The sequence below is a fragment of the Thalassobacillus devorans MSP14 genome (genome assembly GCF_000496835.1).
Taxonomy (GTDB): domain Bacteria; phylum Bacillota; class Bacilli; order Bacillales; family Halobacillaceae; genus Thalassobacillus; species Thalassobacillus devorans_B.
Genome location: NZ_KI543236.1, coordinates 1,170,358 through 1,187,887 on the forward strand (window position 1 = coordinate 1,170,358; position 17,530 = coordinate 1,187,887).

Here is a 17,530-nt window from a genome sequence, read left to right on the forward strand (position 1 = left end):
GAGAATCATGGGGAATATCAAACTCATGCCCGACCATCTCGCCAATAAGATTGCCGCAGGTGAAGTTGTTGAGCGTCCTGCATCCGTAATTAAAGAACTGGTCGAAAACAGCATCGATGCCAACAGTAAATCCATCAAGGTAGAATTGACAGAAGCAGGGCTCGAGCAAATAAAAGTGATAGATGATGGGGACGGAATGTCAGAAGAAGATTGCGAACACGCTTTTTTTCGGCATGCCACCAGTAAAATCCGTGATGAAAATGACCTTTTCCATGTCAAAACCCTTGGTTTCCGCGGTGAAGCATTAGCGAGTATTGCAGCAGTCAGCCGATTATCGATTCAGACGTCTACAGGAGAAGTTGCCGGTACCAGACTAGAACTGGAAGGCGGAAAATTGATCAATAAAACCAAAAGCGATGCCCGCCAAGGTACAGAAATCATCGTCAACGATATTTTCTTCAATACGCCTGCCAGATTGAAGTATATGAAGACCATCCATACCGAACTCGGACATATCACCGATGTCTTGAACCGGATGGCGCTGGCCCACCCCGATGTAAAATTCGTCTGCTTTCATAACGGCAAGCAGCTTTTCCAAACTTCGGGACGTGGGGATTTGCTTCAAGTTATCGCCCAAATCTATGGAATGGCGACAGCCAGAAAGATGATACCAGTCGAATCATCATCTAAAGATTTTCACATATCCGGCTACATTGCTAAACCCGAAGTGACACGCGCTTCACGTAATTATATTTCTACCATTATTAACGGACGGTATATCCGGAACATGACGTTGAACAAAGCAGTTATGCAAGGCTACCATACCCTGCTACCGATCGGCAGGAATCCGTTGGTGGTTCTGACTATTGAGATGGACCCTATTCTCGTCGATGTCAATGTTCATCCAGCAAAGCTTGAAGTGCGTTTCAGTAAAGAACAGGAACTTTTCGAATTAATTAGAACCACTATTCAATCCGCTTTTCGAAAAGAAACGTTGATACCAGAAGCACCGGCGCAAAATCGTCCAATAAAAAAAGATCATTCTACCCAGACAACGTTTCACTTTTATGAAGAGCGCGAGCAGGAAGCACACCAGCAAAGGGAAAATTCCATCGATCATTTACTTCAGTCTGCTGCCGGTCCAGAAGAAAGCAACCCAGCTCAAACCAAAGACCAGGCGGTATTTATAGAGACGCAAAATGAAGTCATAAAAGAGATGCAAAATCTTGGGCAGACTTCAGAGTCACCAGTGATTACAGAAGATGATAATGGAAGCGATTCGGAAAGGGTACCGGCGATGTACCCGATTGGTCAGCTGCACGGCACGTATATATTGGCACAAAATGAAAAAGGTCTTTATATCGTTGACCAGCATGCCGCTCAGGAACGGATCAAGTATGAATTCTTCACCGAAAAATTAGGTATCGTCGAAAATGAAGTACAAGAGCTTCTTGTACCGATCACTTTTGATTTTTCAAAGCAAGAAGCACTTCGGATTGAGGAGCATGCGGAGGAATTGAAAAAAGTAGGTATCTTCTTTGAGCCTTTCGGAGAAAACAGTTTTATCATCCGGTCGCATCCTAATTGGTTCCCAAAAGGGTTCGAGGTGGAAGTCATCGAGGAGATGGTCGAGCAGGTCATGTCGGATGAACGCATCGATCTCAAAAAGCTTCGTGAGGAAGCAGCCACTCTTATGTCCTGCAAGCGATCGATTAAAGCCAACCATTATTTGAATCAGCAGGATATGTTCCGACTGCTTGAAGATTTGAGAAAATCGACCGATCCTTTCACCTGCCCTCATGGGCGGCCCATTATCGTCCATTTTTCAGAATATGAAATGGAAAAGATGTTCAAGCGAGTCATGTAACTACGTCAAACTGAAGAACTCCTGGTTCTTCAGTTTTTTATTGCAGGCATACCATTAAGGTTTACCCATGTCTTATGCTAAACTAGCAAGGTGTCTAAAAAAATAAACTCTCTTAAAGCTCCCTTTACTTGATGACTCAGTTTCGAGAGAAACTGTTTCCGTTATGGTGGTGAGCAATTTGGAGGTCCGGGAAATCACTCGCTTTCCATGGCCATGTGGTGAGCTTCCTCAGGCTTCGCCTTGCGGGATCTCACCGATCATGTTCATCCCATAGGAGTCTCGCAATTTCCCGACCCTCCGTACATTAATGAGAGTAACGGAAATATCAGTATTTAGTCCATCTTCAACTATAATAAAAGCTGATTTAAAAGGGTTTTTAGTGGACCATGAAGAAACCTTCATCTTTATGTAGCGGGTCGTTTATCTAAAATAGGATAGGGTGGCGGGGAAACGGTGAGACTCCCGTGGGAGAAGGATCTGGGCAAGACCCCGGAAGACGAAGTCTGAGGCGGCTTGCCAGTTCCCCCACAGGAAAGCGAACCGTTTCCCAGCCTCCCTTCTCCTTACTCCGCGACGGACCCAAATTATCTTGAAATAAAGTATTCCACAATTCGGCCCTTTAGTGGAATAAGTGGAAATTAACAACAACGTTTAAGAGAACAAAAAAGGTTAGGGGGATTAAAATGGTATTAAAACTCAAAATAGAAAGTGAAAGAGCCCAATCCTGGCAGACAGAGGATTTATATGATGAAAGTAATAGACGAGCAGACATAACCAGATTGTTCGAGGCCGCTAATGCCTATTATCAGGGGAACGAAGAGACGTATGATGCGATAAGAAATGAAGTGAAAGATTTGGATGAATGGAGAATTGGGCTGGAGAATTTAATTAAACAATCTTACCATATCGTAAGACGCGAAGCGGATGACACTCCGACATTGCATGCTATAAACGATGTTGCTTTTCAACTATTAGTCGTCTACATCAGTGACTATTTTAAAAACGAAAACGCTCAATATAATCATTTTATAGATAATAAGCATACCTTTATCGGGGCTGGACTGCTGCTTGAACAGGATGAAACAGTCCGTTTTGATGGTGTAATGAAAGAGGAAGATCTGGAAGCAGTAGAGGAGGAGCTGACTCGTTACGAGCGCCTGATAAGCGCGCAATTGTTAGCGCAGCACCAAATCGTTTATCAGTTGATTAAATCGGTACTTTTCAAATATAAGCTGGCACATCAGCAGTAGGGGAGGGGGGAGGTATTGTTGACATAAGATGATTTAAGTTATCTGTAGATTATTTTGATTGTCGGATGAACTGGAAAAAGTTCAAAACCTGTTTTATTTCTTCCTGTGTCAATTCCTCCCATACATAGACATAGAAAAGGTCAGTTTCATCAAACCCTTTATCCGCCAGCACATCATTGATTTTCTTTAAGATGTCAAAAGGCTGATCACTTCTCCCCAATAGATAATCGGTGGTACAATCCAGAGCATCAGCCAAAGCGAGAATGTTTTGCAGACTTGGCGTAGTATAACCGCGTTCCCAGTTCGAGATGACTTGTGACGACTCTCCGACTTTTTCGGAAAGTTTTTTTTGTGTCCAATTGTGGTGGATACGAAGAAAACGAATACGTTCGGCTGTAACCATAAATCATCCCTCCTATCGCTATATTTTATCATGATAGCAGGCGATAAGGTACCTGTTTGTAACTTATAACGGAAAACGTTACCATTGAAATAACGCTTTCCGTTAGCTGTGGACAAAGAAAACGATTACACACACCTAACGGGATACGTTAGTTAATGATTAACCAAATTCGTTAGTGGATAACTGAATGGCTGATAAATCAAGGATTCTGCTACTCTGGCTTTTTATGTATAATGTTTGTATAGTACCAGTGTGAACGAAAGGTGGATAACTAATGAAAACCACGGTTGTGTCTGTTGTTGGACCGACAGCGGTAGGTAAAACTAAATTAGGTGTCGAAATAGCGAAGCGTTTCAATGGAGAAGTAATCAGCGGCGATTCCATGCAAATCTATCGCGGGATGGATATTGGAACAGCGAAAGTATCACAAGAAGAAATGGATGGCATCCCGCATCATATGATTGATATTAAAAATCCGGATGAGTCCTTTTCGGTTGCTGAATTCCAGGAAAGAGTGGCTGCTGCTATAAAGGAAATATCCTCCCGAGGTAAGTTGCCGGTCATCGTCGGGGGAACCGGGCTTTATATTCAGTCCGTACTATATGATTTCAACTTTTCCGAAAAGAAGCGTAGTGTCGAAATCACAGAACGTTTGGAAGCTGAACTTCAGGAAAAAGGGAAAAAAGCACTGCATCAGCGGTTGGCTGAAATTGATCCGGAACAGTCAGAAAAAATCCATCCGAATAACGAAAGAAGATTGATAAGAGCCTTGGAAATATATGAAAGCACAGGGATGACCATGTCTGAATATCAACAAAATCAATCAGAAGAATCCCCCTACCGGCCGATACTTGTCGGTCTCGAAATGGATCGTGAACAGTTATATGAAAGAATCAACCAGCGTGTGGATATGATGATGGAAGAAGGCTTGCTGGAAGAAGTGCGATCCTTTTACGAAAGTGGATTGGAAGGATCACAATCAATGAAGGCGATCGGCTATAAGGAATTCATCCCTTTTTTCAAGGGGGAATACGATATAGAACGTGCAGTCGAATTGCTGAAACGGAACTCGAGGCGCTACGCCAAACGTCAATACACCTACTTTCGGAATAAGATGGATGTACACTGGTATCCGGTGTCTGTGCAGAATTATGGAGAAAAGTTTCAAATAATTTTAAGTGATTTAGCAGGAATGATCGAACAGACATAGAATTACATGTATTATAGATAGAAAAGAGGAGGAAGATTCATGGCTCAATCCGTTAATATTCAAGACACCTTTTTAAATCAGCTAAGAAAAGACCGCGTTCACGTAACCGTCTTTCTACTCAACGGCTTTCAATTGAGGGGGAGTGTCAAAGCATTTGATAATTTTACAGTTCTATTGGAGACAGATGGAAAACAGCAGCTTATATTCAAGCATGCGATTTCAACATTTGCACCCGCTAAAAACGTAGCTTTAGATAAAGAATAAAAGGAAGTAAAACGGACGTTTCTGACGTCCGTTTTTTAATGGGAAAATATGACCTTCTTCCTGGGCGTTTGTCACACATAGATAGGATTTTACGTATAGTGTTAAAGAATAAGGGGTGATCCTATGAGTTCCCAATCGATAACTAATCAGCAAGGTCAAATCAATATCATATTGCGAGATCGTAAAGAGCAGATCGCTGATAATGCAACAGTAGAGCCGGCTGCTAAAACGAAAGCGGATCCCTTCCGGATCATTGATGATAATTTGGATTCGTTTATCGGTATGTCTCGCTTGCGGGAAAAAGTAAAAGAAATCTATGCCCAGGTTTTGATTAAAGAAAAAAGGAAGCAGGCGGGCTTGACTACAGAAAGCCAGGTGCTCCATATGATGTTCAAAGGCAATCCGGGTACTGGTAAAACAACAGTAGCCCGTGCATTGGCGAGTATTTTTTATGATATGAATCTATTATCGAAAGGTCATTTTATTGAGGCCGATCGTAGTGATTTGGTAGGTGAATATATCGGACACACAGCTCAGAAGACGAAAGACTTGATCAAGAAATCATTGGGCGGCGTTTTATTTATCGATGAAGCTTATTCGCTTGCCAGGGGTGGAGAAAAAGACTTCGGAAAAGAAGCGGTTGATACAATCGTGAAGTGTATGGAAGATCATCATAATGAATTTATTCTTATCCTGGCAGGATACCCTAAGGAGATGGCTCGGTTCCTTTCCTTAAACCCTGGCTTGAAATCCCGATTTCCAATCACTTTGGAATTTCCGGATTATTCACCCGGCGAACTATTGGAGATAGCCGTTGACATGGTCACCATGAAGGATTATAAACTTTCCAATGAAGCTCAATGGAAATTGAAGCATCATTTTCAACAGTTATTGCAGCGGGCTCCTTATAATTTTTCTAACGGCCGTTATGTCAGGAACATCATCGAGGATGCCATCCGCAAGCATGCGATCCGGATGATCCATTCCTCTTCGCATAATAAAGAAGCATTGATGACCCTGGAAGCAAAAGATATTATATTTGAAGAAGGTTGGGGATGATAATCATTATCCAAGCTAATGATCTTTTGATATGATGGTAGGAGATACCGACCATGGAAAGAGGTAGAAATAATGGCAGAAAAAGAACAGGTAGTACTGGTAGCACGAGCTGAAACCGGTCAGGATGATAAACGGTTCCATTCCTCGTTAGAAGAATTGCAATCGCTCACCGAGACAGCTGATGGTGTGGTGAAAAACACATTCATCCAAAAACGGGACCGCGTTCATCCTGCCACGTACCTGGGGGAAGGAAAACTCCAGGAAATCAAAGCTTACGCTGCTGATAATGAAATAGATCTGGTTATCTTCAATGAAGAGTTATCGCCAGGTCAGCTGAAAAATATTACCGATAGACTGGAAGTGCGCGTAATTGACCGCAGTCAGCTGATCTTAGATATTTTCGCTCAGCGCGCTAAAACAAAAGAAGGTAAGCTTCAGGTGGAATTGGCACAGCTTCAATACCTGCTGCCGCGGCTTGCGGGTAAGGGGACTGAATTGTCCCGGCTGGGTGGCGGAATTGGGACAAGAGGACCCGGTGAAACAAAACTCGAGAGTGATCGCCGCCATATCAGACGCCGGATAGACGATATCAAGAAGCGCCTGTCTGCAGTCGTGAAACAGCGGGAACAGTACCGGAAAAGGCGGAAGGAAAACAAAGCATTCCAGGTCGCGATCGTCGGTTATACGAATGCCGGTAAATCCACTTTTTTTAACCGTGCGACAGAGAGTGAGTCCTTTGAGGAAAACCTGTTATTCGCTACGCTGGATCCGTTGACCCGTCAGCTGCAGCTGCCTTCTGGATTGCAAGTGCTGTTGACGGACACTGTAGGTTTCATCCAGGACTTGCCGACAACCTTGATTGCCGCTTTCCGGTCGACTTTAGAAGAGGTTACCGAAGCCGATTTCATCCTTCATATGGTTGACGCTTCACACCCGGATCATGAGCAGCATGAAAAAACGGTCTTGAAGCTGTTAGGTGAATTAAAAGCAGACCATTTACCAATGCTTACGGTGTATAATAAAATAGATCTGTTATCTGGTGATTTCATCCCGAATGCTTTCCCGTCGATTACGGTCAGCGTTCATGATCCTATTGATATCAAACGGATCCTGGATAAAATGGAAGAAACATTAAAAAAAGAATGGGATAACTACCATACTTTCATTCCGGCAGGGGAAGGGAAACAACTGCAGCGTTTGAAGGAAGAAAGCATCGTTTCCTCGTTTCATTTTGATGAGGAAAGAGAAGGGTATGTGTTGGCAGGTGCCATTCACCCGGATCATCCAATGAAACATCAACTATTATAAAAAGGAAGTACAACTACTATGAATATCGAACAACTTGCAGCCAAATCAGAACAGGAAATCGGCCCATTACACAACGCTATACAAGCCATTGTGGAGACGAATCAACATAGGGTATTGGAGGCGTTCCGCCATTTGAGAATATCTGACAGCCATTTCAACCCAACGACTGGGTATGGCTACGACGATTATGGACGAGATACTCTGGAGGAACTTTATGCTGAAATATTCGGTGGGGAAGATGCATTAGTGCGGCCGCAGATCATTTCAGGCACCCATGCGATTACAACGGCTCTGTTAGGAGTGTTGAGACCCGGGGATGAATTATTATATATCACCGGAAAGCCCTACGACACACTTGAGCAGGTAGTCGGCGGTTCTGACGGAAATGATGTAGGTTCATTGAAAGACTACGACATAACCTACCGAGCCATTCCGCTTAGTGAGAATGGCGAAGTGGATATGGAACAGGTAAAGTCATCGATTCATAAAAAGACAAAGGTGGTTGCCATCCAGCGCTCGAAAGGGTACGCGGACAGACCGTCTTTTTCAATCGCTGACATCGCCGAAATGATTCGGGAAGTCCGAACTATTCAGCCGGAAGCAATCATTTTTGTAGATAATTGCTACGGAGAGTTCGTAGAAACAGAAGAACCTCCCCATGTTGGCGCGGATTTGATTGCAGGATCATTAATTAAAAATCCTGGCGGGGGGATCGTCCGTACCGGGGGATACATAGCCGGTCGAAAAGATTTGATTGAATTATGCAGCTATCGTCTGACGGCGCCAGGTCTCGGTAAGGAAGCCGGTGCCAGTTTGAACAGCCTCCAGGAAATGTACCAGGGGATATTTTTGGCACCTCACATGGTTGGTGAAGCCTTAAAAGGTGCAGTATTCACTGCCAATTTGTTAGAAAATGCAGGATTTACGACCACGCCTGCGTTTGATGCAGTGCGCTCAGACTTAATTCAGGCCGTTTCTTTCGATACAGCAGAGCAGATGATAGCGTTTTGCCAGGCTATCCAACGGTACTCACCAGTCAATTCACACGTCACTCCACACCCAAGTGCTATGCCGGGATACGAAAGTGATGTCATCATGGCAGCAGGTACTTTCATCCAGGGGGCCAGCCTGGAATTGACAGCAGATGGACCTATTCGACCACCATATATGGCATTTGTACAAGGCGGCCTTACATACGAACATGTAAAGATAGCCGTAAAACTTGCTCTTAACGAAATTATCGAAGCGGGTTTCCATCATATCGAAATAGGGTAAAAACAGAGATGGAGAAGTTATCTCAGTTTTTTTAATTTTTTATGTAAGATTTCTTAACATCCCTTGACACATGTTGTTTCATTGGTATAATTAAGATATCACATTAAAGGGAGGTAGCGATCGATGAGTGATGAAATTAGACGTTCGATGCCGTTATTCCCGATTAGTATAGTCAAATCCTTGACAGACCTGTCAGCCAGGCAGATCCGATATTATGAAGAACACGATCTGGTCCATCCAGCGAGATCAGAAGGAAACCGCAGATTATTTTCCTTCAATGATGTTGATCGTCTGCTTGAAATAAAAGCATTGATTGAAAAAGGCATCAATCTGGCAGGAATCAAACAGGTTCTGTCGATGCAGGAAGCACCTGAAAATGAACCGATGAATCAAGAGCAAGTCGAAGAAATCCATAATGACCTTTCCGAGAAAGAGCTTCGCCGTATGCTCCAGCAAGAATTACTGACAGCTGGAAGGCACGGTAAATCATCGTTAAGACAGGGAGAATTATCACGATTCTTCCATTAAAAAATAGGAGGAAAATTATAAATGGGATTAACCAGGAAAGAAATTTACAAAAAAATTGAAGAAGAAAACGTAAAATTCATTCGACTACAATTCACAGACATGCTTGGAACAATTAAAAACGTCGAAATTCCTTTGAGTCAACTTGATAAAGCATTGGATAATGAAATGATGTTTGATGGCTCCTCAATCGAAGGGTTTGTACGAATTGAAGAATCTGATATGTACTTAATTCCTGACCTTGAGACATTTGTTGTCTTCCCTTGGACTTCCGAAAAAGGTAAAGTGGCGCGTTTTATCTGTGATATCTACAATCCGGATATGACACCTTTTGAAGGAGATCCACGCTACATTTTGAAAAAGAACCTGCAAAAGATGGAAGAACTCGGTTTTTCCGCTTTCAATATTGGTACTGAGCCGGAATTCTTCTTATTCAAACTTGATGAACGCGGTGAACCATCCATGGAGTTGAATGACAAAGGTGGCTATTTTGACCTTGCCCCAACTGACTTAGGTGAAAATTGCCGTCGTGATATCGTTCTGGAACTTGAAGAAATGGGCTTCGAAATTGAAGCATCACACCATGAAGTAGCACCAGGACAGCACGAAATCGACTTTAAATATTCAGATGCAGTCAAGCACTGTGATGATATCCAAACGTTTAAATTGGTTGTAAAAACAATTGCCCGTAAGCACGGCCTGCATGCTACGTTTATGCCTAAACCATTATTCGGTGTCAACGGTTCCGGAATGCACGCCAATATGTCCTTGTTCAAAGGAAAGCAAAATGCATTTTACGATACAGAAGGCGAGCTTGAACTATCAGAGGTGGCTTACCAGTTCACAGCGGGTATCATCAAGCACGCAACAAACTTTACAGCTATTACGAACCCGACCGTAAACTCATACAAGCGTCTCGTACCTGGGTATGAAGCACCTTGTTATGTTGCCTGGTCCGGACAAAACCGCAGTCCGTTGGTTCGTGTACCAACATCCCGCGGCCTAAGTACCCGTATCGAAGTACGCAGTGTCGATCCTGCAGCCAACCCTTACCTGGCAATGGCTGTACTGTTGGCAGCCGGGTTAGACGGTGTGGAAAACAAGATGGAAGCACCAAAACCGGTCGATCGCAACATCTATGTCATGAACAAAACAGAACGCGAAAAGAACGGCGTACAAGATCTGCCAGCTACTCTATATGATGCGTTAGAGCTGCTTAAGCAGGATGAAATCTTAGTAAACGCTCTTGGCGAACACTGTTTTGAGCACTTTATCGAAGCGAAAGAAATCGAATGGGATATGTTCCGTACACAAGTCCACCCTTGGGAACGCGAACAGTATCTATCCGTATATTAATCATGAAAGAGGGGCTGTCCCAAAAGTCGGTAATAGACTAATTGGGGCAGCCCTTTTTTTATTGTTGATACCGTAACAGTAGGGCTGGGAAACGATTCCCTTTCCGCGGGCAGACGACAAGTCTCCTCGGGCTTCGCCCTGCGGGGCCTCGTCAGCCTTGCTTCTCCCGCAGGAGTCTCATCGTTTCCCTGCCCAAACTGGCAATCAACAATACAAAAATCTTCTTTTTTACATACAAAAAAATCGCCTCATTCGTTATAATGTAAGCGACCAAACAAACAAAAAAACGAAAAGTGAGGCGATTTTTTTATGAGTAACTCTTCAGCTACTTTCATTGATTATAACATGGGCCAGTTGGTTCTACCAATGGACTTCAGTGATTTAATTCCTGAGGACCATGTGGTCCGTGTCATTCATGCCATGGTAGAACAGGTCAACGATGATATCTTTTTCTCCCAATATCAAGGGGGCGGTCGGAGCTCCTATCACCCCAAAATGATGACCAAAGTTATCTTATACGCCTACACGCAGAAAATTTACTCCTGCCGCGAAATCGCCAAAGCACTTCGGGAACATCTCCCGATGATGTGGCTGGCCGGCCAACAGACGCCGGATTTTCGAACCATCAATCGGTTCCGCTCAGAACGAATGAAAGCCATCATTGAACCTTTATTCACGGAGTTGATTAAACTTCTGATTGACCAAGAATACATATCCATGGACAACTACTTCCTTGATGGAACCAAAATCGAGGCGAATGCCAATAAATACACATTTGTGTGGAAAAAATCCGTCCAACGTTACGAAGAAAAACTACAGGAAAAATTGGATCAAACGTTCGCGGATATTGAAAATGCCATTGAGATGGATGAAAAAATACTTACTGATGAGGGGTCTCTTGCCAAGCGAGTAACTTCGGAGCAACTCGAAAAAGTTGTCGAGCAGGTAGAGGCTCAGGTAGAACAGGCGGAAAAAGCCGTCGAAGAAGAAAATGATAAGGAAAAGAAGAAAGAAAAAAAGGAAGTATTCCGTGCCAAACGACGTATCTATAAAACGTTGAGTCAGGACTACCTTCCTCGTTTGAAAAAGTATGAAACCCAGTTGGCCACCTTTGGCGACCGGAATAGTTATTCCAAGACAGACACGGATGCCACCTTTATGCGAATGAAAGAAGATCATATGAAGAATGGGCAACTGAAACCTGGTTATAATGTGCAGGCAGGAACAGAAAACCAATTCATTATTGGCTACTCAATCCATCAGCGTCCTACGGACACACGTTGTTTTGAACCGCATATTCAAAAGCTGCAGACTGCAGATCTCCCGTTCCCCAATACAATTGTCGCTGATGGAGGTTATGGTGGAGAAACCAATTACAAATACGCAAAGAAGGAAGGGTTTGATACACTCATTCCCTATAACACGATGCGAAAAGAGCAGTCTCGTTCGTTCAAGAAAGACCCAAGCCAGGTTATGAACTGGGAGTACAAGGCAGATGGAGATTATTACATTTGTCCGAATGGACGAAAGGTTCCTTTTCAATTCCATTCTCACCGTACCGACCGGTACGGATATACGCGAAAATTTAAGGTCTATGAATGTGAAGCGTGTACCGGGTGCCCTATAAAAGAAAAATGCACGAAAGCAAAAGGGAACCGGCGTGTTTACTATAACCCGGCATATGAACAACTAAAGAAGGAAGCAATGGAAAGCCTTTGGTCACGCATTTACGCCCAACGAAAAGTGGAGGTGGAAAGTGTGTTCGGTCATATCAAAGGCAATCGGTCGTTCCGGAAGTTTTCTCTCCGGGGCATCGATAAAGTGAATATAGAGTTTGGGCTGGTCGCCATCGCCCACAACTTCCTGAAACAGGCGGAGAGGAACCGCCTGTTTCACCGGGGAAATAAGCTCACAACGAAAAAAACCACGAAGAAAAGTCAATTTCTTCGTGGTTTTTTCATTTTAAAGGGGCTTTTGGGACAGCCCCTTTTTCCTATTTATAGATTGAAATAAAACTTAATTCAACACCAGCCGAGGTCGCAATCACTAACATATTGTTTGATATCACTTATTTTGTGCATGCGATAAATTTTTCCCTTATGATACTTAAACCCCTCTGACATTTCGTAGCGATTCTCCTGACCAGACATGAGAATCCGCCCAATTTTTTCTTTGTAGAGATAGAGATTCATATTCCCTTGTTCTAACTTTCCATTGATACTTTCCGTAATGTCCACCATCTGAAATTCTTCTTTTCTCATCCCATACCTCCTTTAAAAATTCTGATTCAAAGAACTTATATAAATATATGAATGTTATTATAATAAGGTTTTGAGGTAAAATCAACCTATAATTCAGAATTTATAGATTTTTCAGTTAATTGTGCCTGCATACTTATTAATATATGATTTTAAGTTTTTAACAAGGGAAGGATTAAATGGTTGTAAATTCATTGTTAAAGAATGTAAAGAAGTCATTGTCATGCAGGACTAATAGACTCTCCTGTCAAAATTGTCTTCGAAAGGAGATGACATGCATGCGTTTTACTCGCCATTCTATATCAACTGCAGGAATATTAGAATCGATCATGAAAGGCAGAAGAGGAGAAAGTGTTCGTACCTATATTACAAACTTTGGATTTGTCCAGGGCAGACCGGGTGATTTAGAAGAAAATGACCACAGCAATTTAAAACCTTGGTCTGGTGAGCCGGCATGTTGCTGTGAACCTTCCAACTTTATATATTTAAAGGAAGTTATCATTCATACTTTTGAAGGTGAGTTAATAAAAGTAGATCATTTGGTTATCTATGATGAGCAGCTTATTGGTGTTATGCCTGGTAAACTGTTTGAGGAAGGGGAATAAGAAGAGCCCGATATTCCGGGGAGGGAGTATTGGGCTCTTCTTATTTCTATAAAGATAGGATCAATGAATAGCTCTATATAAACCTACCACCTTACCCAGAATCGAAACATCGTGCAGGATGATCGGATCCATGGTAGCATTTTCCGGCTGCAGCCGTATGTGGCTTTTTTCTTTAAAAAATCGTTTGACTGTCGCTTCTTCATCTTCTGTCATGGCAACGACAATTTCTCCATTTTGAGCGGTTGGTGTCTGTTTAACAATAACCATATCCCCATCCAGTATACCTGCTTCTATCATACTTTCACCTTCGACCACTAGTACAAACGTGTTTTCTTCCCCTGCTAAGTTTTGAGGTAAGGGTACATATTCTTCTATATTTTCAATAGCGGTTATCGGCGTACCAGCAGTTACCTTACCAATAACTGGAGCATAAGACGCTTCGCTCCTTGGAATGTTTTGTTCTTCCTCTAACTCTAATACCTCGATGGCTCTCGGTTTTGTAGGGTCACGACGGATGAACCCCTTTTTTTCCAACCTTGCAAGGTGTCCGTGGACAGTAGAACTGGAGGCTAATCCCACAGCCTGGCCAATCTCACGGACGGATGGCGGATAACCCTTGGCGAGCACTTCTTCTTTAATAAATTGTAATATTTCCTGTTGCCGTTTCGATAATTTACTCATATAAGCACACCTCGTACATATGTTTTTATTAACCACATTGTACCATGATGATTTCGACAATACAAACATTCGTTCGAATATCCGCTTGACAAGAACGAATGTTCGTATATAATAAAAATTAACAAAGGCGAACAAAAGTTCTGTATGGAGGGGTTAAAATGTTTGATAAACTATCTAAATTGGACATGACATACATTATTCTTTTTATTTTGAGTCTGGTGTTTTTATATGCTGCGATGTCAATAAGCAGCTGACATGGTCTATGTAGTTTATTGTTCGTATTAACAAGCAGAAAGGGTCGCAGTCATGAAGGTAATAATATATTGCAGAGTAAGTACAGAAAAAGAAGCTCAAGTTACTTCCTTGGCGAGGCAGGAGTCGGAATTACTTGCCATGGCAGAACGGGAAGACATGGAAATAATCGATATTATTAAAGAACAAGCGAGCGGGTATGAAATTGAGCGTGAAGGCGTTTTTCAAATGCTCGATCGTTTTTCTGAAGGAAAGGCAGAAGGGTTACTGATCCAGGATGAGACAAGGCTGGGAAGGGGGAACACGAAGATTGCCCTATTTCATCAGCTTCAAAAAATGGACGTACAAGTATTGTCTTTGTCACACCGGGGTGAATTGCAGTTGTCAGAGTCAGATTCGATGGTGCTGCAAATTGTCGGGATAGTGGAGGAGTACCAGCGGAAAATCCACAACCTTAAAATAAAGCGCGGAATGAATAAAGCGATGGAAAGAGGTTATAATCCGGGAGACAACCTTACCAATCAGCATTTGGCCAGAGGTCGGGAAAGGATTGAGTTTCCGATTGAGGAAGTTGTGCGGCTGCGTAATAATAAACTGACATTTGAAGAGATCGCCGCTACGTTACGCGGGCTGGGGTATGATGTTTCCAAAGCGACTGTCCATAGGCGTTACCGTGAATACACCTCGCTTGAAAAAACAGCAGATAAAAGTTAATATATAATGAAGACAAGGGTCGTAGGCCACTTGTCTTTTTAGTTCAGGGCTCATAAAAGGAGTGTGTCAATATGTTATCAAAAGAAAAACTTGATCGTATTAACGAATTAGCCAATAAATCGAAAAAAGAATCATTGACAGCATCGGAAAAAGATGAACAGCAAAAACTTCGTAAAGAATATCTGGGTAACGTACGTAAGTCCTTCAAGAACCAGCTGAAGAGTATGAAGGTCGTAGACCCGGAAGGTAACGATGTAACACCGGAAAAAGTAAAGCGGATGCAGCGTAACGAAAAGAAACATTGATTCTATTCATAAAGCCGTACCTGGATGTACGGCTATTTTTTTGTTTAATTTTCCAATTCCAGGGAAAACTTCAAAAGTAAAATCTTAAAATCGGGTGACAATGCTTGTCTATATCCTTTTTTCATTATAGGATTATAGATGGTACATAATAGAGAGCGAGAAAGGGGATTATTCCATGTCAAACACAATCGAACAGAGATCTATCAACACGATACGGACATTGACAATCGATGCCGTAGAAAAAGCTAATTCCGGCCACCCAGGTATGCCGATGGGTGCAGCTCCAATGGCTTATACGCTATGGACAGAGTATATGAACCACAACCCTAAGAATTCGAATTGGTTCAATCGTGACCGTTTTGTTTTATCAGCAGGTCATGGTTCTATGTTGATATACAGCTTGCTTCATCTGTCTGGTTATAACGTTACTATTGAGGACTTGAAGAATTTCCGTCAATGGGGATCCAAGACACCAGGTCATCCAGAGTTCGGCCATACAGATGGTGTAGAAGCAACAACTGGTCCTTTAGGGCAAGGCATTTCCATGTCAACTGGTATGGCAATGGCTGAAGCTCATCTAGCGGCCAAGTATAATACAGAAGACCATAAAGTAGTCGACCACTATACGTATTGTATCTGTAGTGATGGAGACTTGATGGAAGGTGTTTCCCAGGAATCTGCATCACTGGCAGGTCATCTTGGACTTGGAAAACTAATCGTTTTATATGATTCCAATGATATTTCTCTTGATGGAGACTTGAACCGTGCTTTTTCTGAAAGTGTAGAGGATCGTTATAAGGCATATGGCTGGCAAGTGATCCGTGTAGAAGATGGCAATGATACAAAAGCTATCAGTGAAGCACTTAAAGAAGCCAAGGCTAACACCGATCAGCCGACCATGATTGAAGTAAAAACGGTTATCGGTTACGGCTCTCCAAACAAGTCAGGTAAAGCTGATTCCCATGGTGCACCATTAGGAGAAGAGGAAGCTAATGCAGCAAAACAACATTATAAGTGGGAACATGAAGAGGCATTCCACGTACCTGACGAAGTATATGAGGACTTCAAAGAAAAAATCCAAGAGAACGGGGAACAAAAAGAGTCCGAATGGAAAGCTTTGCTTGATGAATATAAAAAGGCAAACCCTGAATTAGCTGCCGAACTTGAGAAGGCGATGAATGGTGAGCTACCGGAAGGATGGGAAAAATTTCTTCCTGCTTATACAGAAGAAGATAAGTTAGCTACACGTGCTTCTTCAGGAGAAGCAATCAACGCATTATCGGAAACCATCCCGTATTTCTTTGGTGGTAGTGCCGATTTGGCCGGTTCTAACAAGACAGCTGTAAAAGGTGAAGATGATTTTTCCAAGAACAACTATGCCGGCAGAAATATCTGGTTCGGAGTGCGTGAATTTGCTATGGCAACAGCATTGAATGGTATGGCTTTACATGGCGGTTTAAAAGTATATGCTGGTACATTCTTTGTATTCAGCGATTACATGCGTCCGGCTATTCGTCTTTCCGCGTTGATGAATTTACCTGTAAACTATGTCTTTACCCACGATTCGATTGCTGTCGGTGAAGATGGTCCAACGCATGAACCAATTGAACAACTGGCTTCGCTTCGTGCAATGCCGAACCTTTCTGTCATCCGTCCAGCCGATGGTAATGAATCCAGTGCTGCTTGGCGTGTCGCTTTAGAGTCCAATACAACTCCAAATGCACTTGTACTTACGCGCCAGGGTCTGCCTACTTTACCAGGTACAGAAGAGAACGCGTATGAAGGTGTAAAAAAAGGTGCTTATGTACTGAGTCCATCCGCCAAAGAAACACCAGATGCATTGTTATTAGCTACTGGATCTGAAGTTCAGCTTGCTGTAGCTGCTCAACAAGAATTGAAGGAAAAAGGCTATGATGTGAGTGTCGTCAGCATGCCATCTTTCGACCGTTTCAACGTACAGTCGGATGAATACAAAGAGAGTGTGCTTCCTAAAGCGGTGACCAAGCGACTGGCCATCGAAATGGCTTCTCCTTTCGGTTGGGAGCGTTATGTAGGACTGGAAGGCTCTGTGCTTGGTATTGATACTTTCGGAGCTTCTGCTCCAGGGGAAACCGTTATGAAAGAATACGGTTTTACCGTAGAAAATGTAGTCAAAGAAACTGAAAAACTGTTCAAGTGATAAAATAATAAGCGTGCAG

The 17,530-nt window shown here is 42.7% G+C and carries 17 protein-coding genes; 14 read left to right on the plus strand and 3 right to left on the minus strand.

Translation table 11 applies throughout. The annotated features are described in order from the left end of the window. The first annotated feature begins 7 nt into the window (after positions 1-7). Complete coding sequence (gene mutL, locus P855_RS0106795; RefSeq protein WP_028782864.1) at positions 8-1,867, plus strand: DNA mismatch repair endonuclease MutL; 1,860 nt, start codon at positions 8-10, stop codon at positions 1,865-1,867. A 683-nt stretch (positions 1,868-2,550) separates the two neighbouring features. Then, positions 2,551-3,117 carry a hypothetical protein gene (locus tag P855_RS0106800; protein ID WP_028782865.1) on the plus strand — a complete coding sequence of 189 codons (567 nt, stop codon included), beginning with the start codon at positions 2,551-2,553 and terminating at the stop codon, positions 3,115-3,117. A gap of 49 nt (positions 3,118-3,166) precedes the next feature. On the opposite strand, the gene P855_RS0106805 is transcribed toward P855_RS0106800, so the two are convergent. Next, complete coding sequence (locus P855_RS0106805) at positions 3,167-3,520, minus strand: helix-turn-helix domain-containing protein (protein ID WP_028782866.1); 354 nt, start codon at positions 3,518-3,520, stop codon at positions 3,167-3,169. Between the two features lie 274 nt (positions 3,521-3,794). Between P855_RS0106805 and miaA the strand changes: the two genes are divergently transcribed. From miaA to P855_RS20615, 8 genes are all read left to right on the plus strand, one after another. Further along, entirely contained in the window at positions 3,795-4,730 is a 936-nt protein-coding gene (gene miaA, locus P855_RS0106810; protein WP_028782867.1) for a tRNA (adenosine(37)-N6)-dimethylallyltransferase MiaA, read from the plus strand. 39 nt (positions 4,731-4,769) lie between these two features. After that, the gene (gene hfq / locus P855_RS0106815) at positions 4,770-4,994 is read left to right on the plus strand and encodes an RNA chaperone Hfq (RefSeq protein ID WP_028782868.1); all 225 of its coding nucleotides are present in this window, start codon (positions 4,770-4,772) and stop codon (positions 4,992-4,994) included. A gap of 123 nt (positions 4,995-5,117) precedes the next feature. Continuing rightward, a complete protein-coding gene (locus P855_RS0106820; RefSeq protein WP_028782869.1) occupies positions 5,118-6,053 on the plus strand; it encodes an AAA family ATPase in 936 nt (311 codons plus the stop codon). A 72-nt stretch (positions 6,054-6,125) separates the two neighbouring features. Next, positions 6,126-7,361 (plus strand): GTPase HflX, encoded by a 1,236-nt coding sequence (gene hflX, locus P855_RS0106825; protein ID WP_028782870.1) that lies wholly within the window; start codon positions 6,126-6,128, stop codon positions 7,359-7,361. 18 nt (positions 7,362-7,379) lie between these two features. Then, positions 7,380-8,636, plus strand: a complete 1,257-nt coding sequence (locus P855_RS0106830) for an aminotransferase class I/II-fold pyridoxal phosphate-dependent enzyme (protein WP_028782871.1) — start codon at positions 7,380-7,382, stop codon at positions 8,634-8,636. Between the two features lie 123 nt (positions 8,637-8,759). After that, entirely contained in the window at positions 8,760-9,164 is a 405-nt protein-coding gene (locus P855_RS0106835; RefSeq protein ID WP_028782872.1) for a MerR family transcriptional regulator, read from the plus strand. 21 nt (positions 9,165-9,185) lie between these two features. Continuing rightward, entirely contained in the window at positions 9,186-10,517 is a 1,332-nt protein-coding gene (gene glnA / locus P855_RS0106840; RefSeq protein WP_028782873.1) for a type I glutamate--ammonia ligase, read from the plus strand. A gap of 309 nt (positions 10,518-10,826) precedes the next feature. Further along, positions 10,827-12,530: an IS1182 family transposase gene (locus P855_RS20615; RefSeq protein WP_037985692.1), complete on the plus strand. Its 1,704-nt coding sequence runs from the start codon at positions 10,827-10,829 to the stop codon at positions 12,528-12,530. Between the two features lie 8 nt (positions 12,531-12,538). Here P855_RS20615 and P855_RS0106850 read toward each other — a convergent pair whose 3' ends face one another. Further along, positions 12,539-12,778 (minus strand): DUF2553 family protein, encoded by a 240-nt coding sequence (locus tag P855_RS0106850; protein WP_028782874.1) that lies wholly within the window; start codon positions 12,776-12,778, stop codon positions 12,539-12,541. Between the two features lie 275 nt (positions 12,779-13,053). Between P855_RS0106850 and P855_RS0106855 the strand changes: the two genes are divergently transcribed. Beyond that, positions 13,054-13,380 carry a hypothetical protein gene (locus P855_RS0106855; RefSeq protein ID WP_028782875.1) on the plus strand — a complete coding sequence of 109 codons (327 nt, stop codon included), beginning with the start codon at positions 13,054-13,056 and terminating at the stop codon, positions 13,378-13,380. Between the two features lie 60 nt (positions 13,381-13,440). On the opposite strand, the gene lexA is transcribed toward P855_RS0106855, so the two are convergent. Continuing rightward, positions 13,441-14,061: a transcriptional repressor LexA gene (lexA, locus tag P855_RS0106860; protein ID WP_028782876.1), complete on the minus strand. Its 621-nt coding sequence runs from the start codon at positions 14,059-14,061 to the stop codon at positions 13,441-13,443. A 306-nt stretch (positions 14,062-14,367) separates the two neighbouring features. Between lexA and P855_RS0106870 the strand changes: the two genes are divergently transcribed. The 3 genes from P855_RS0106870 to tkt all read left to right on the plus strand — a co-directional run bounded on the left by P855_RS0106870 (position 14,368) and on the right by tkt (position 17,511). Next, positions 14,368-15,027: a YneB family resolvase-like protein gene (locus P855_RS0106870; protein WP_028782877.1), complete on the plus strand. Its 660-nt coding sequence runs from the start codon at positions 14,368-14,370 to the stop codon at positions 15,025-15,027. A 71-nt stretch (positions 15,028-15,098) separates the two neighbouring features. Beyond that, a complete protein-coding gene (locus P855_RS0106875) occupies positions 15,099-15,332 on the plus strand; it encodes a DUF896 domain-containing protein (protein ID WP_028782878.1) in 234 nt (77 codons plus the stop codon). A 175-nt stretch (positions 15,333-15,507) separates the two neighbouring features. Further along, entirely contained in the window at positions 15,508-17,511 is a 2,004-nt protein-coding gene (gene tkt / locus P855_RS0106880; protein WP_028782879.1) for a transketolase, read from the plus strand. Positions 17,512-17,530: the final 19 nt, after the last annotated feature.

Excerpts from the sequence above, each read along its gene's own strand:
- hfq (WP_028782868.1), top strand. The coding sequence starts at position 4,770 with ATGGCTCAATCCGTTAATATTCAAGACACCTTTTTAAATCAGCTAAGA.
- P855_RS0106870 (WP_028782877.1), top strand. The coding sequence starts at position 14,368 with ATGAAGGTAATAATATATTGCAGAGTAAGTACAGAAAAAGAAGCTCAA.
- mutL (WP_028782864.1), top strand. The coding sequence starts at position 8 with ATGGGGAATATCAAACTCATGCCCGACCATCTCGCCAATAAGATTGCC.
- glnA (WP_028782873.1), top strand. The coding sequence starts at position 9,186 with ATGGGATTAACCAGGAAAGAAATTTACAAAAAAATTGAAGAAGAAAAC.
- P855_RS0106830 (WP_028782871.1), top strand. The coding sequence starts at position 7,380 with ATGAATATCGAACAACTTGCAGCCAAATCAGAACAGGAAATCGGCCCA.
- miaA (WP_028782867.1), top strand. The coding sequence starts at position 3,795 with ATGAAAACCACGGTTGTGTCTGTTGTTGGACCGACAGCGGTAGGTAAA.
- P855_RS0106820 (WP_028782869.1), top strand. The coding sequence starts at position 5,118 with ATGAGTTCCCAATCGATAACTAATCAGCAAGGTCAAATCAATATCATA.
- lexA (WP_028782876.1), bottom strand. The coding sequence starts at position 14,061 with ATGAGTAAATTATCGAAACGGCAACAGGAAATATTACAATTTATTAAA.
- P855_RS0106805 (WP_028782866.1), bottom strand. The coding sequence starts at position 3,520 with ATGGTTACAGCCGAACGTATTCGTTTTCTTCGTATCCACCACAATTGG.
- hflX (WP_028782870.1), top strand. The coding sequence starts at position 6,126 with ATGGCAGAAAAAGAACAGGTAGTACTGGTAGCACGAGCTGAAACCGGT.
- P855_RS20615 (WP_037985692.1), top strand. The coding sequence starts at position 10,827 with ATGAGTAACTCTTCAGCTACTTTCATTGATTATAACATGGGCCAGTTG.
- P855_RS0106835 (WP_028782872.1), top strand. The coding sequence starts at position 8,760 with ATGAGTGATGAAATTAGACGTTCGATGCCGTTATTCCCGATTAGTATA.
- P855_RS0106800 (WP_028782865.1), top strand. The coding sequence starts at position 2,551 with ATGGTATTAAAACTCAAAATAGAAAGTGAAAGAGCCCAATCCTGGCAG.
- P855_RS0106875 (WP_028782878.1), top strand. The coding sequence starts at position 15,099 with ATGTTATCAAAAGAAAAACTTGATCGTATTAACGAATTAGCCAATAAA.
- P855_RS0106850 (WP_028782874.1), bottom strand. The coding sequence starts at position 12,778 with ATGAGAAAAGAAGAATTTCAGATGGTGGACATTACGGAAAGTATCAAT.
- P855_RS0106855 (WP_028782875.1), top strand. The coding sequence starts at position 13,054 with ATGCGTTTTACTCGCCATTCTATATCAACTGCAGGAATATTAGAATCG.
- tkt (WP_028782879.1), top strand. The coding sequence starts at position 15,508 with ATGTCAAACACAATCGAACAGAGATCTATCAACACGATACGGACATTG.